The 13,020-nt window shown below is 59.6% G+C and carries 12 protein-coding genes; 1 reads left to right on the forward strand and 11 read right to left on the reverse strand.

Features of this window, described 5'->3' with window-relative positions; translation table 11 throughout:
- The 10 genes from rfbA to AC1DON_RS08255 all read right to left on the reverse strand — a co-directional run.
- On the reverse strand, nucleotides 1-861 hold an 861-nt coding region (rfbA, locus tag AC1DON_RS08210; RefSeq protein WP_476934297.1), incomplete at its 3' end, for a glucose-1-phosphate thymidylyltransferase RfbA.
- A 12-nt stretch (nucleotides 862-873) separates the two neighbouring features.
- Nucleotides 874-1,764 (reverse strand): dTDP-4-dehydrorhamnose reductase, encoded by an 891-nt coding sequence (gene rfbD, locus AC1DON_RS08215; RefSeq protein WP_476934298.1) that lies wholly within the window; start codon nucleotides 1,762-1,764, stop codon nucleotides 874-876.
- A 2-nt stretch (nucleotides 1,765-1,766) separates the two neighbouring features.
- Complete coding sequence (rfbB, locus tag AC1DON_RS08220; protein ID WP_476934299.1) at nucleotides 1,767-2,828, reverse strand: dTDP-glucose 4,6-dehydratase; 1,062 nt, start codon at nucleotides 2,826-2,828, stop codon at nucleotides 1,767-1,769.
- 32 nt (nucleotides 2,829-2,860) lie between these two features.
- Nucleotides 2,861-3,403, reverse strand: a complete 543-nt coding sequence (gene rfbC, locus AC1DON_RS08225; RefSeq protein ID WP_476934300.1) for a dTDP-4-dehydrorhamnose 3,5-epimerase — start codon at nucleotides 3,401-3,403, stop codon at nucleotides 2,861-2,863.
- 92 nt (nucleotides 3,404-3,495) lie between these two features.
- Nucleotides 3,496-4,911: an O-antigen polymerase gene (locus AC1DON_RS08230; protein ID WP_476934301.1), complete on the reverse strand. Its 1,416-nt coding sequence runs from the start codon at nucleotides 4,909-4,911 to the stop codon at nucleotides 3,496-3,498.
- A 156-nt stretch (nucleotides 4,912-5,067) separates the two neighbouring features.
- Nucleotides 5,068-5,640 carry a serine O-acetyltransferase gene (locus tag AC1DON_RS08235; RefSeq protein ID WP_476934302.1) on the reverse strand — a complete coding sequence of 191 codons (573 nt, stop codon included), beginning with the start codon at nucleotides 5,638-5,640 and terminating at the stop codon, nucleotides 5,068-5,070.
- Complete coding sequence (locus AC1DON_RS08240) at nucleotides 5,637-6,767, reverse strand: glycosyltransferase family 4 protein (protein ID WP_476934303.1); 1,131 nt, start codon at nucleotides 6,765-6,767, stop codon at nucleotides 5,637-5,639. The genes AC1DON_RS08235 and AC1DON_RS08240 overlap by 4 nt, the downstream gene beginning before the upstream one ends.
- A complete protein-coding gene (locus AC1DON_RS08245) occupies nucleotides 6,757-7,893 on the reverse strand; it encodes a glycosyltransferase (protein WP_476934304.1) in 1,137 nt (378 codons plus the stop codon). The genes AC1DON_RS08240 and AC1DON_RS08245 overlap by 11 nt, the downstream gene beginning before the upstream one ends.
- A gap of 17 nt (nucleotides 7,894-7,910) precedes the next feature.
- A complete protein-coding gene (locus AC1DON_RS08250; RefSeq protein ID WP_476934305.1) occupies nucleotides 7,911-8,927 on the reverse strand; it encodes an NAD-dependent epimerase/dehydratase family protein in 1,017 nt (338 codons plus the stop codon).
- 227 nt (nucleotides 8,928-9,154) lie between these two features.
- Nucleotides 9,155-10,471, reverse strand: a complete 1,317-nt coding sequence (locus AC1DON_RS08255; RefSeq protein WP_476934306.1) for a hypothetical protein — start codon at nucleotides 10,469-10,471, stop codon at nucleotides 9,155-9,157.
- Nucleotides 10,472-10,822: 351 nt separating this feature from the next.
- Between AC1DON_RS08255 and AC1DON_RS08260 the strand changes: the two genes are divergently transcribed.
- On the forward strand, nucleotides 10,823-11,878 hold the full coding sequence (locus tag AC1DON_RS08260) for an acyltransferase family protein (protein WP_476934307.1): 1,056 nt from the start codon (nucleotides 10,823-10,825) through the stop codon (nucleotides 11,876-11,878).
- 113 nt (nucleotides 11,879-11,991) lie between these two features.
- On the opposite strand, the gene AC1DON_RS08265 is transcribed toward AC1DON_RS08260, so the two are convergent.
- Entirely contained in the window at nucleotides 11,992-12,600 is a 609-nt protein-coding gene (locus AC1DON_RS08265; protein ID WP_476934308.1) for a sugar transferase, read from the reverse strand.
- Nucleotides 12,601-13,020 lie beyond the last annotated feature (420 nt).

Here is a 13,020-nt window from a genome sequence, read left to right on the forward strand (position 1 = left end):
CCGTATTCGCTTTTGCCGAGGGCTTTTGCGAGGACTTCGGCCGAGGGCTTTTGCGAGGACTTCGAGCTGGGCATTGTCGATGAAGTCCTGACGCCAGGCGATTTCCTCGGGGCAGCAGATTTTCATGCCCTGGCGTTTTTCGAGGACGCGAACGAACTCGGCAGCATCAAGCAGGCTGTCGGGCGTGCCGGTATCGAGCCAGGCATAGCCGCGGCCGATGGGCTGGACGGAGAGCTGGCCGCGCTCGAGATAGACGCGATTGACGTCGGTGATCTCAAACTCACCGCGGGCCGACGGCTTGAGGTTGGCGGCGATGTCGACGACCTGGCTGTCGTAGAAGTAGAGGCCGGTAATCGCCCAGTTCGACTTCGGCTGCGCCGGCTTCTCGTCAACCGACAGGGCCTTGAAGCTGTTGTCGAACTCGACGACGCCATAGCGTTCCGGGTCGGAGACCTGATAGGCGAAGACCGACGCGCCAGAGGTCAGCTTGGAGGCTTCATCGAGCGTCTCGGTCAGGTTGGAGCCATAATAGATGTTGTCGCCCAGGATCAGGCACGACGGTTCGGAGCCGACGAAGTCGGCGCCGATCATATAGGCCTGGGCCAGGCCGTCGGGGCTTGGTTGTTCGGCATAGGTCAGCGATATGCCCCACTTCTGCCCGTCGCCCAGCAGCTTCTGGAACAGGGGCAGGTCGTGCGGTGTCGAGATGATCAGGATATCGCGGATGCCGGCCATCATCAGGGTCGACAGCGGATAGTAGATCATCGGCTTGTCGTAGACCGGCATCATCTGCTTGGAGACGCCGATCGTCATGGGATGCAGGCGCGTGCCACTGCCGCCGGCGAGGATAATGCCCTTCATGTGTTTAGTCTCCTAACCTGCCGCCACGCCCGTCAGGCGCGTCAGGCAGTCGTTCAAGGATGTGCGCCACGGATCGAGGCGCAGGTCATAGGTGGCTGCCAGCTTCTCGCCCGACAGGCGGGAGTTGGCCGGTCGGCTGGCCGGGGTCGGATAGGCCGAGGTCGGGATCGGGTTGACCTTGACCAGTTTGCCGCCGCGCATCGAGCTACCGGCGAAGATGGCCTCGGCAAAGCCCGCCCAGGTCGTCTCGCCCTGGCCGGTCAGGTGGAAGGTACCGCGTAGGCCTGCATCGCTGTCCTTKGYRACGCGCTGTGCGATGGTCAGAAGCGCGCGGGCGATCTCCGGCGCATAGGTCGGGCAGCCGTTCTGGTCAGCGACGACATTCAGTTCATCGCGCGTCTCACCCAGACGCAGCATGGTCTTGACGAAGTTATTGCCATAGGGCGAGTAGACCCAGGCGGTGCGCAGRATGACGTGGTYKKGCGTGGCCGCCCTGATCTGCTCTTCGCCCGACAGCTTGGTCTTGCCGTAGACGCTGACCGGRGCMGGCGTGTCGCTCTCATCGTAGATGCCGTCCTTGTCGCCSGMRAAGACATAGTCGGTCGACAGGTGCAGGATGGGGATGTTGAGCTGGGCCGCGATGCGCGCCAGCTGGCCCGGTCCGTCGCCATTGATGGCCTGGGCCAGTTCCGCTTCACTTTCGGCCTTGTCGACCGCCGTATAGGCTGCCGACGAGATGATGACGTCGGGCTTAGCGGCGTTTATCGGCTCTGCCAGGGTTTCCGGCTTCGACAGGTCGATTTCCGGCAGGCCGACGCGGATCACTTCGATGCCCATCGTTTCGCCAAGCTCTGCGAGCGAGGTATCGACCTGGCCTTCCTTGCCTGTGACGACGATGCGCATGATCAGGCCTTCGCTTCGGCCAGGACACCCAGGCGCTCGCCGGTGTAGACTTCACCGCGCAGCGGGCGCCACCAGGCCTCGTTGTCGAGATACCAGCGGATAGTCTTGTCGATGCCGGTGTCGAAGTTTTCGCGCGCCTTCCAGCCCAGCTCGGTCTCAAGCTTGGTGGCGTCGATGGCGTAGCGGTGATCGTGGCCCGGACGGTCGGTCACATAGGTGATCAGGCGCTCATGCGGGGCGCCATTGGGACGCAGCTCGTCCATGATGGTGCAGATGCGGCGCACGACGTCGATATTCTTGCGTTCGTTGCGACCGCCGACATTGTAGGTCTCGCCCAGGCGGCCCTTTGAGGCGATCAGGTGCAGGGCRCGGGCGTGGTCGTCGACATACAGCCAGTCGCGGATGTTGGAGCCGTCGCCGTAGACYGGCAGCGACTTGCCTTCCAGCGCATTGAGGATGTTGAGCGGGATCAGCTTTTCCGGGAAGTGGAAGGGGCCGTAATTGTTCGAGCAGTTCGACACSACGATCGGCATGCCRTAGGTGCGGTGCCAGGCCTTGGCCAGGTGGTCSGAYGCYGCCTTCGACGCCGAATAGGGCGAGGACGGGTCATAGGGCGTGGTCTCTTCGAACAGGCCGGTTTCGCCGAGGCTGCCATAGACCTCATCGGTCGAGACGTGCAGGAAGCGGAAGTTCGCCTTGGCGTCACCCGTCAGGCCATTCCAGTAGTGGCGCGCGGCCTCCAGCATKGTGAAGGTGCCAACGACATTGGTCTGCACAAAATCGCCGGCGCCGGTGATCGAGCGGTCGACATGGCTTTCGGCCGCCAGGTGCATGATGTGGTCGGGCCTGAAGCCTTCGATAGCCGCGACAACCGCATTGCGGTCGCAGATATCGGCCTGGACGAAGCTGTAATTATTGGCGCCTTCGATGGGCTTCAGAGAGTCGAGATTGCCGGCATAGGTCAGCTTGTCGAGGTTCAGCACCTCGGCCTTTTCCTCTGYCACCAGATACCGCACCAGCGCCGAGCCGATGAAGCCCGCGCCACCCGTTACCAATATACGCATGTCATGCCTCTTATAGTCAGGTCCGCCGCGGATCAACGCAGGCTGGAAAGTTTCGGTTGGGCCTTGTCCTTGTCCGACAGGACTGCCGTGGACAGATCGACCGGCCATTCAATGCCGATCTCCGGATCGTCGAACGCTATGCCGCGGTCGTGTTCTGCGCTGTAGGGATTGGTCACCTTGTACAGCACCTCGGTGTCGGGCTCTAAMGTGCAGAAGCCGTGCAGGAAGCCTTCAGGCACCCACAGCTGGCCGGCATTCTCAGGCGTCAATGTCTCGGCGATCCATTGGCCGAACGTGGCCGATCCCGGCCGCACATCGACGGCAACGTCGAAGATCGAGCCCTTCAGGCAGCGCACCAGCTTCCCCTGGCCCATCGGCGGCGCCTGATAGTGCAGGCCGCGAATGGTGGCGGTTTGCGCCGACAGAGACTGGTTGTCCTGAACGAAACCCGTATCCGCGACGTTCTCACGAAACCAAGCGTCCTTGAACGCTTCCATGAAGTAGCCGCGGCTGTCGCCAAACTTCTTAGGCGTGATCAAAACAGGCCCGGAAATCGCATAAGTCTTTATCTGCATAGTAATGTCGTCCGAAAGCGAGCAGCAAGCGTCCCGAGAGCAGGCAATTTATATTGCACTGCAAAATGAAGCTGTCCAATAAAATTGCGTGTCTAGCGGCGTGTTTCTGGCCGATTGGGCTGTGGCCGCGGCCGTAGCTGCGGCCTTGCGGCGGGACGGCGCAGGGCCATCTCCGGACGCGGGCTGGGGTTTACCTGGGCGCGGGCTGCAAGGCTTTCCTGCAACGCATTGCGCTGGCGTCTTGAAAAAAGCTGGTCATAGATGGCGAGGGCAACGACCATCATGATGTAAGTCATCAGCTGTGCGCGGGTAAATGCATTGGATGTCATCCACAGCAGAATGGTTCCGGCCATGAAGGGGTACATGACGAGACCCAGGGTCTGGCCTTTGAGGGCTTGCTTCCAGAAAATGCAGGCCAGGGCACCCATCAGCACGAAGAACGGGTAATACCAGGCGCCGAGGTCCATGTAATAGTAGCCAAAAGCCGTGACCCAGTTGTAGGCGGCGTTCAGGCCGGCCTGGCGTGTGGCGTCAAATTCCGAGTCGAAGACCATTACAGGGTCGGGCAGGCCCAGAATGGCCTGGAAGTTGATGAATTTGTACAGGAACGGCGCCCGGGACAGAAACTCCAGGGTATAGGTGCCGGTGCCGGCATAGGGGAACTTCAAGCGCCCGTCGATCACGGCAGCCAGGTGATTGACCGCGGTCGGGCCATAGCCATAAAGGTTCTGTTCGACGCCCTGGCTGGTATTGCCGCGCAGAAGCGAGAATCCGATAAAAATGGCGACGACGGCAACGAGGCAGCTGAGGCCAATGGCGGTGAGCTTTTTCACGTCCATCGTGCCGCGCCGGGCTGACAGCACAAGATAGACGATCAGCGAACCAACCAGCAAGGGGATCACTTCGTAGCGCGCCACCTTCAGGATCGAAATCAGCACCGCCAGGCACAGGGAGCTGCCGATCAGCGCCGCCGACACCTTGGCTCCGGTCGTTTTCAGGTTGGGGAAAACTACCATGTGCTTGCCCATCGCCCACCAGATCATGGCAATCAGCAGGGGCTGCGCACCCGCCAGCCCGCCCGTGGTGTCGATCACCTGCTTGGCCGTATTGCCGTTTGCAGACAGTACGAGATTAAGCAGGCCCGGCGTGTTCTTCATCATGATCATGACGGAGTAGACGTTTAGCACCGCGACGGCCAGCAAAGGGAAAACGTGGTAGAGCTTGTTGACATTGCCGTCGACGCCGCTACTGCTTTTGAGAAGGCGGCTATTGCCGGAATTACCCCCCAGCAGGAAGAATCCGGCAAGAAAGGCCAGACAGGTTAGGGAAATGAAGCCGATGAGGCTCCAGTTCATGTGCATCAGGTTGGGTTCCTTGACGACAACCTGATAGGACTCAGGGGAGACAAACGTCGATCCGACCAGGAACAAAAAAGCGATCAGAACCATTCCGACCGGCGAAATGGCAGTCAGAATATTGAAGCCTGTACCTCTGAAAATGCCGAACATCTATCACCTGCTCATTGCCTGTGGCGAAATACGTACAGAATATGCTTACGCTAATAGGGTTTCACGCGTTTTCATTTTTGGAGAGGTAAACCGCCTCCTGGAATACGCCGAAGTATTACGTCTCGCAGATGCGAAGGGCAAGGCGTGTAAATTTATCTAAATGACGCCAAGTAAGTCTTGCTTTTTTACAATTCGAGCCGGCGCGCCTACGGCTACGGTATGGGGCGGTATACTGTTCAATACAACCGAATTGGCGCCGATCATAGCACCGTCACCGATTGTGATATCGCCCATGATCTTGACGCCGGGGCTAAGATAGGCGCCGTCGCCGATGCGTGGGGCCGTATGGGTATCGGGCCGGATCCGGCCAATCGTCACCTGGTGCAGCAGGCTGACATTGCGGCCGATGACGACATCTGCGCCGACAACGATGCCGGTCGGATGCGGCACGAACAGTCCGCCGCCGATCATCACGCGCCGTGCCATGTCGCAGGCGAAGAAGCGGTTGGTCCAGTATTGCAGCACCAGCGACAGGAAGGCGCCTATCAGCGGGACGCGGTCCGAAGCTTCGACGATGCGCAGCAGGGTGACGAACTGAAAGCCGCCCTCGAACAGCAGAAGCCGTACGACCATGCCGGCGGATGCCTTTTTCTGCCAGGCGATTTCCCACATGGCGACATCACGTTTCAGCTTGGCGAAAAAACGGTCTTCCGCGGCGCGTGTCGTCATGCGGCGGCCTTTAGCGCAGGCCCATGGCCGCGCAGCAAATCGCCCTGATACAGGCGGTCGAGCAGCTTTTGTGCGCTGCCGTGCCAAGTGTAGGTCGCGACGCGTGCCTGGCCCTTGGCGCTTAAGGCCTTGGCGGTTTCCGGCTCGGCCACAATGTGTGCCATAAGTGCGGTCAGGGCGTTCGCGTCATCCGGCGCAAAGAACAGGGCGGCGTCGGCACAGACCTCGCGGCACGAGCCGATGTCTGATGCCAGAACGGGGCAGTCGTGGACCATGGCTTCGAGCGGCGGAATGCCGAAGCCTTCGTAGAAGCTCGGGAAAACAAAGGCCGCCGCCTGGCGGTACAGACCGGCGATTTCGGCATCGCTGAGACGCCCGGTAAAGACGACATTGTCGGGCACGTCCAGGCCGCCATCGCCAAAGACCTTTGACTTGGCGGCGCCGACCACGACGAAGGTCATGGTGGCGTCGCCCAGTTGGCTAAACGCCTTGAGCGCGGTGGCGAGGTTCTTGTGCGGCGCCGGCGAACCGACGAACAGGAAGTAGCGGCCGCGTTCAAGACCCTTTCGCGCCGTTACGCTGTCATCGGGCGTGACGCGGGCGATATGGTCCGTGCCATTGGGAATGACGGCGATGCGCGCGGCGTCGAGGTCTAGAACCTGGCTCAGCTCGCCCTGTGAAAAATGCGACACCGTGGCGAGGCGCGAGCCCCGGCTGAGCACCCGGCCCAAGGTCTGGTGAAGGCGGCGGTAATTGGCCGAAAAATGCCCCGGCATGCGATAGACGACGGCGTCGTGGATGACGGTCAGTGAGCGTGGATGCAGGACAGGGCCGCTATTGCACAGATTGACCAGCACGCCGCCTGACGCGGCCGCGGCCAGCCAAGTCTGCTCCCACGGATGACCGTTCAAGGGGCCGCCCGTGGCGAAGTCCATGGCTCTGAGCCCGAGATGCCCCGCATCGGCACCCTTGGGCGCCAGAAGGCGGCAGGCAGGTGCATCAGGACCGGCGGCCAGCAGCAATTCATCGAGCGACTTGACGATTTCCGACGCGTAGCGCTGGACGCCGGTCAGGTCCTGCGTCAGGAAGCGGCCATTGATGAACAGGTCGGGCTTGTCACGCGACATCGGCCAAGGCCTTTTCGTCGGCCTTGTCGCGCAGGGCTTCGTCGAACAGCTCTGTCGTCTGGCGGATAATGACGTCGTGGGTAAAGCGCGTCAGCACGTGTTCGCGCGCGTTGGCGGTCAGGCGGTCACGCAATCCCTCATCCTCACGCAGACGGGCAATGGCGGCCGTCAGTTGTTCGGAATTGCCGGGCTCGATGAGCAGCGCCGTCTCTTCGTGGATGGCGACATCGGTGACGCCCGTGCGCAGGTTCGATGCCACGACCGGCACGCCCATGAGCATGGCTTCCAGCTGCGAGATCCCGAAGGTCTCGGTAACTTCGGTCGACGGGAAGACGAAGACGCCGATCGAGCGGTAGAAGGCGATCTTGTCCTTCATGTTGCGGATGTCGCCCAGGAAATCGGCGCGGTCCTTGACCTTGAGCGTATCGGCCAGTTCCTCGGCTTCGGCGCGATAGGGACCGTCGCCGGCGATCCTGGCGCGGACGCCTGGCAGTTTCGACAGGGCATTGAGCATGACACCCAGGCCCTTGTAGCGGGCATGGCGGCCAAGAAAGCCGATCGGCTTGGGACCGGGTGCGGGCGCCTTCAGGGTTTCGACGGCAAATTGCGCCGGATCGATACCGAGCGGAATCACCCGATAGTTTGGCCCATCGTGCAGTTCGTCGGAAATCTCGATCAGCTTGCCTGACGTCACGATGACGAAGGTGCTCCGGTTCAGCACGAAGCGGTACAGCGGCATCAGCAGGTTTTTCAGGAACTTGCGTCCGAAAATGTCGGTGTGATGCGTAATGACGATCTTTGGACGCTTGCCCGTCAGCAGCATCAGGCAGAGACCGGCATTGGCGACGAAGTTCGGCGCATGGAAATGCACGATGTCCGGGTTGGCGCGAGCGATCTCGAAGATCATAGACAGGCTGACAGGCTGGCTTTTCACATTGGCCAGCATGCCGAATCGTTTGACGCGGACGCCGTTGATCGTTTCCGTCTTCGTGCCGCGTTCATGATTGAAGCAGAACACTCTGACATCATGCCCCTTGGCCAGGGCCTCGCTGACATCGCGGGTATTTACCTCGATGCCACCGGAAAATGGTGGATAATATTTTCCGAGAACCAGGACTTGGGGCATGGGGGTCAGCCTCGTGTTCAGGACGCCTTGTTGTTGTACGCGCGGAACCAGTCAACAAAGGCCGTCACGCCCTGCTTGACATCGATACTAGGTAGGAAGCCGGTGAGCGCCTGCAGCAGCCTGGGGCTGGCATAGGTGCGCGGCACGTCGCCCTTTTGCATGGGCAGCATATTCTTGCTCAGCGGCTTGCCCAGCGCTTCTTCGATAGTGTCGATGAAGGGCATCAGGCCGACCGGTTGGCCGCCGCCGAGATTGACGATCCGGAAGGGACCAAGCTTGGACAGGGTTTCGCGCGCCTTGTCGTCCGACACGCGGTTGTCTTCCGACGGAACGACCGGGATCAGCTTGACGATCGCTTCGACCAGGTCGTCGATATAGGTGAAGTCGCGTTCCTGCTGGCCCATGCCATAGACGTCGATGGCTTCGTCCTTGCCGGCGGCGGCGACGAACTTGAACAGGGCCATGTCCGGGCGGCCGTAGGGACCGTAGACCGTGAAGAAACGGAAGGCGGTCGTCGGGATCTTCCACAGATGGGCGTAGGAGTGCGCCATGACTTCCATCGACTTCTTGGTCGCGGCGTACAGTGTCATGGGCTCGTCCGTCTTGTCGGCTTCTTCGAACGGCACTTTTTCATTGGCGCCGTAGACCGACGAGGTCGAGGCCAGCATCAGATGCTTCGGCTTCAGGATGCGGGCGATTTCAAGGATGTTGAACGAGCCGACCAGGTTCGAGCTGACATAGGTGCGCGGCTGTTCGAGGCTGTAGCGGACGCCCGCCTGGGCTGCCAGGTGGACGATCACGTCGGGCTGACAGGCGGTGGCGGCCGTGGTCAGCGTCTCCATGTCTTCCAGCATTGCTTCGGTATGGGTGTAGTTCGCCTCGGCCTTCAGGATGTCGAGGCGGGCGTGCTTCAGGCGCAGGTCGTAATATTCCGTCATGGCGTCATAGCCATGGACAGTGTGACCTTCGCTCAGCAGGCGACGCGCCAGATGAAAGCCGATGAAGCCAGCCGTTCCGGTAATGAAAACGTTCATATTAGTACCGCTCCGTCGTGGCTGTATCGTTATGAGTCAACGCGGTCGCGAAAGATACGCGCGCCCACGGGGCGAAAATAAGGCAAGAAACGAGCATGAAACCCTTTTGGAATGCGGTTTTGGTCTTTAGAGCATCATAACAGTGTAATGTTGCGGCGCAACATAAAACATTGTCAGATGGCTCCGGTGGGTATGTCCGTGCCTTGCAAGGCACGGGCCGGAAATGCTTAGTACAGAACCTTCATTTTTAGCTTAAACGGCGAATATTGAATGCGGTAGGCGTAAATGACGTTTGAAATCGCCAGGCCGGCCAAGAGCAGAATTTCCGGGCCTTCGTTGCTGGTGGCGAAACTGAAGGGGACGAGTGCGGCGAACATGGCGAAGGCCGTGCCCTCGGCCTTGGTGGCGACCCGGGCTAGCAGATAATAAAGCGCCAGGGCCAGCAGCCCGCAGATGGCAAAGTGGTAGAGCATGAAGTTGTCGACAGCCGAGGTGGTCAGGACGTACTTGCCGCTGTAGACCGACGGGCTGCCGAAGGAGCCGTAGCCTGTACCCCACAGATAGGCGCCATCTCCGCCAATTTCCCGCATGCGCAGCAGGGAGGATGGCCAGGTGAAATTCACGCGGTCCTGGAAGCTGTTGTAGGCGAAATAGGGGACGGGCTCACGGGAAAAGCCGATGATCATCGGGATGATGCCCACGGCCAGGAAGAGATAGGACATGCCCTGCTGCACGATGGGTTTTATGTCGAACGACAACATCTGGCGCAGGCGTTCCGGCGGGCTGACCAGATTGCCAGCGATGAAGATCATCGGCAGGCAGATATAGGTGGTCTTGCTGTCGGTCAGGTAGACGCCGTAGGCGCAGGCAGCTACGACCAGCAGCTCGACCCAGATGTTTTTCAGGCGCGTGCGGATCAGGCAGTAGAACATGACGATCAGCGCTGCCGCCGACACGCTGGCCACCGAGGCGCCGGCCAGGCGCACGACGGTCACGCGTTCGGTGGTGCCGTCCTTGAGATAGCCAGCATACCATTGACGGGACATGTCGCGCTCGACGCCGAACTGCGAGAATTTGCTGCCGACCCAGGGATAGTCCATGAACTGGTTGACCGCCAGGAAGATGATCGTCGCGGCCAGCAGGACGCACCACAGGATAAAGTAGCGGCGCGTCATTTCCCTCAGCAGGAAGGGTGTGTTCATACAGAAGACCAGGGGCGCGATGATCTTGTAGCCCGATATGATCGAGAGCGGATTGTTGCCGTTGAGATAGCCTATGACCGCTGGCACCAGCATGAAGGCGATCGACAGGATCATGACATTGCGGCGAAGAGGATCGCGTGACCGGTAGGCTGCCACGAAGCACATGGCGATCCCTACGGATATCAGAGCGTCGGGAATGAACCAGACGAAGTTGAGGCCAAAATTCTGCAGCAACATGCGGATCGCGCCGCCAAAGGTATGCCTCACCAGCAGGATGGCGATAACCGCAGCGCCGAATTTTGCGATGAAAGGAGTGCGGCGGACCGCCTTGCCTTCTGACATGTGTTACCACCTCAAGGTCATTGCGCGACAAAATCAGGCATTGGATCGGTAGCCGCGGCGAAGACCGGATCTTCGGACAGGCCAGGCAAAATTAGAAAGCGTCGAACGAAGCACCCTTGCGGGCAGACCGGCACGTCCTGAACGGCTTGGAAACGCAGTCTTGCTACAAAATCTCGTATATCGGCAATATCATTGTAATGATTGGATATGTTGCTGCCGTCAAGAGTGTAGGCGGCTATGGCCGGTCTGTGAAGGGCAAAAATTTCGCAGATGCGAAAGCTTTGTTGACAGCCGGACGGAAGCGGCTAACGTCCGCCGGTCAGATCGTTCTGCTACCGGTTCGGAGAGACAATGGCCGATTCCAGGAGATTAGCATCCATCGACGTCCTGCGGGGTCTGGCGGCCATCCTGGTGGTCATCCAGCATTCCGTCGAGCACTACGACAACGCCCTCATTCATTATGTCCAGCAGAACGTAATCAATTTCGGCCAGATCGGCGTCCTGGTCTTTTTCATGATCAGTGGCTACGTCATCCCCTATTCGCAGACGGGGTCCGGGCGCGACCTTGGATCCTTCTGGCTGGCGCGGGTCTTCCGCATCTATCCGCTCTATATCTTCGTCATCCTGGTCAACCTGTTCATCACCTTCGCGCTTTTCCGCAGCGTGGTGCCCAATCTGGGCGGGACCTTGCTGGCACATGTGATCTTCGCGCAGGAATGGATCGGGCTGCCGAATTTTGGCGGGCCGAGCTGGACGCTGTTTCTCGAACTGATCTGGTACGGCCTGTTCGCCGTCCTGGTCTTCGCGCGCCGGGAAAAGGACGCCAGCCTGCTATATTGGGGCCTGATGGCCTGCCTTGCCGCGTTCCTTGTCGTCAATCTGGTGCTGCAGCGTCAGTTGCCGTTCGGCAAGATCGCTTTCCTGGTCAGCTTCTTCCTGGGCTACGTTACCTATCTGTTCCGGACAGGAACGTTACCGTTTGCTCGCTACCGGCTCTATTTCAGCACATCGCTTGCGCTGACCCTGGTCATCATGTGCGTTTCCTACGCCGTCTTCCGCGACGATGCGAAGCCGGGCATCTCGTTCCTCTGCATTGTCCTGAACTGGCTAACGGCGACAGCGGTCTTTCTGGGCCTGCTGTTCCTTAAGAGCGGTGGTTACAGCCGCGTCCTGGTCTATCTCGGGACAATCAGCTATTCGATCTATCTGCTGCACGACACCGTGGTTTACCTGTTCCGCTATTCACGCATCGACAGCATGATCTACGTTCCACTGACCCTGCCGATCACGGTCGCGCTGGCCCATCTGACCTATACCTATGTGGAGCGGCCGGGCATCCGGGTGGGCAAGATACTGACGGGCCGGCCCAAGGCGCAGGTGCCGGCGGCGAAGCTCCCGCGGGATTAGGTCGGAATGGTGTTTCCACCATTCCGATCTAGGCCCACGATCTTTACCAGACGGCAGGCACAAAAAAACCCGGTGAACCCCCGGGTTTTTCGTATTTCGTCTGGCATTTGAACTTAGTAAGCGTTCTTGTCCTTGAAGATCATCGGAACCGTCTTGGCCATGATCATGACATCACTCCAGATCGACCAGCTCTCGATATATTCGTTGTCCGCATTGACGCGGCCTTCGATGCAGGCGTGGCTCTTGATTTCGCCGCGGTAGCCGCGGATGGCGGCCAGACCGGTCAGGCCCGGACGCGCCTGGAAGCGGCCCTGATAGGTTGGCACCTTGATGGCGAATTCGCCGTCATGGGCCAGGGCGTGCGGGCGCGGGCCGACCAGCGACATGTCGCCTTTCAGCACGTTAAGGAGCTGAGGCAGTTCATCGATCGAGGTCTTGCGAATGAAACGGCCGACCATGGTGACGCGATCATCATTCTGCTTGGCCTGCACGACCTTGTCGCCATCTTCGGCAACGCGCATGCTGCGGAACTTGTAAATCAGGAAGATCTTGCCGTTCAGGCCAGTGCGGCGTTGCATGAAGAGGGCGCCGCCCTTGGATTCCAGTTTGATCAGCGCGGCAACGATAACAAACACTGGCAACAAAAAGGCCAGCGCCATCGAAGCCACGGCGATATCGAGGGCACGCTTGCAGATGCTACGTGCGACAAGGGGTTCGCTCATTTTGGCCGCCTTTTTCTTCTCACCGCTGTGGGCGATCGGTTGTGCGGCATACAGGGTATGCGTAGACTCAACGGTATCCGGCATGACACACCTCTCGCGTTATCATCGCCCCTTCAAGAATTATGCCGCTATGCATAAAATATTGCAATAGCGAAGGGCGGAAACGCTTTAATTTATTTTTTACGACGTTTCATGATGGCAGGGTTAACGCATTCACCCCTGGCGAAGCCCTTCAGGCTTTTGCCCTCCAGCCGCACCCAATCTTATAACGCATTGAAATTAATCTGCATACGAGACTGGTTGTCGGCAGGGCTTTTCCTGTTTTTCAAACAGCCAGCCACCTGTAACGTTGCGACTATTAATCCTTAACCCGGCTTGTGTGAACTGTTTTCTCCTGATCGGAGAGTGGAAACCTTCGCG

The sequence above is a fragment of the Asticcacaulis sp. P4_H10 genome (assembly GCF_056400965.1).

What these genes read in the sequence shown, in the direction of transcription:
- AC1DON_RS08230 (WP_476934301.1), bottom strand. Translation starts at nt 4,911, where the DNA reads ATGTTCGGCATTTTCAGAGGTACAGGCTTCAATATTCTGACTGCCATT.
- AC1DON_RS08235 (WP_476934302.1), bottom strand. Translation starts at nt 5,640, where the DNA reads ATGACGACACGCGCCGCGGAAGACCGTTTTTTCGCCAAGCTGAAACGT.
- AC1DON_RS08240 (WP_476934303.1), bottom strand. Translation starts at nt 6,767, where the DNA reads ATGTCGCGTGACAAGCCCGACCTGTTCATCAATGGCCGCTTCCTGACG.
- AC1DON_RS08245 (WP_476934304.1), bottom strand. Translation starts at nt 7,893, where the DNA reads ATGCCCCAAGTCCTGGTTCTCGGAAAATATTATCCACCATTTTCCGGT.
- AC1DON_RS08250 (WP_476934305.1), bottom strand. Translation starts at nt 8,927, where the DNA reads ATGAACGTTTTCATTACCGGAACGGCTGGCTTCATCGGCTTTCATCTG.
- AC1DON_RS08255 (WP_476934306.1), bottom strand. Translation starts at nt 10,471, where the DNA reads ATGTCAGAAGGCAAGGCGGTCCGCCGCACTCCTTTCATCGCAAAATTC.
- AC1DON_RS08260 (WP_476934307.1), top strand. Translation starts at nt 10,823, where the DNA reads ATGGCCGATTCCAGGAGATTAGCATCCATCGACGTCCTGCGGGGTCTG.
- AC1DON_RS08265 (WP_476934308.1), bottom strand. Translation starts at nt 12,600, where the DNA reads ATGAGCGAACCCCTTGTCGCACGTAGCATCTGCAAGCGTGCCCTCGAT.